At 58.7% G+C, this 656-nt stretch carries 1 pseudogene; it reads left to right on the top strand.

Going from position 1 to position 656, the window contains the following annotated elements:
• Nucleotides 1–643: pseudogene (locus tag IVA82_RS23280) on the top strand (recombinase family protein); the annotation flags it as partial.
• Nucleotides 644–656 lie beyond the last annotated feature (13 nt).

Raw genomic sequence — 656 nt, 5'->3', positions numbered from 1 at the left:
CCCGGCGGAATGCGCAGGGCTACAAGCGCTCGGCGAGAACCTACCGCGGATTTGGAACGCGGCCACCACGTCGGCAGCCGATCGCAAGCGCATTCTGCGATTTGTGATCCGCGAAGTCGTTCTTGATCAGAAGCGGACCCGAGGTCAGGTGTGGCTCAAGATCGTCTGGCAGACCGGTGCAACCAGCGAGCATCACGTGCAACGGCGCGTTCAGACCTACCGTGATTACATCGACATTGATCGGTTGCGGCAACGGATCGTCGAGTTGAATGCTGAACACAAAATGGATGCCGAGATCGCGGCAATACTCAATCAGGAAGGCTTCGTCGCGGCCCGAGGCTGCGCCTTCAAAGGCGAGAATGTCTGGCTGTTGCGTACCCGCTGGGGCATTCCCACCGTCAAAATCAACGGCGTGGACAAGAATCCGATGCGCTGGCCCGATGGAAGCTTCTCAATTCAAGGCGCAGCGGATGAGCTTGGAGTGACCCCGCAGACGGTGTTCGATTATCTCGCGCGGGGATTGCTGGCAGGTCGTCAGTTAGCCAAAGGCCAGCCATGGCAGATCGAGCTCTCAGACGACCAAATCCGTCAGCTTCGCAATCGGGTACGACGCACCAAGCGTTCGAAGAAGGAGGCATCATGAAGTCATCGGCTCG

Source organism: Bradyrhizobium sp. 142, assembly GCF_023074015.1.
Classification (GTDB): Bacteria; Pseudomonadota; Alphaproteobacteria; order Rhizobiales; family Xanthobacteraceae; genus Bradyrhizobium.
This window is presented reverse-complemented; position numbering and strand designations above follow the sequence as displayed.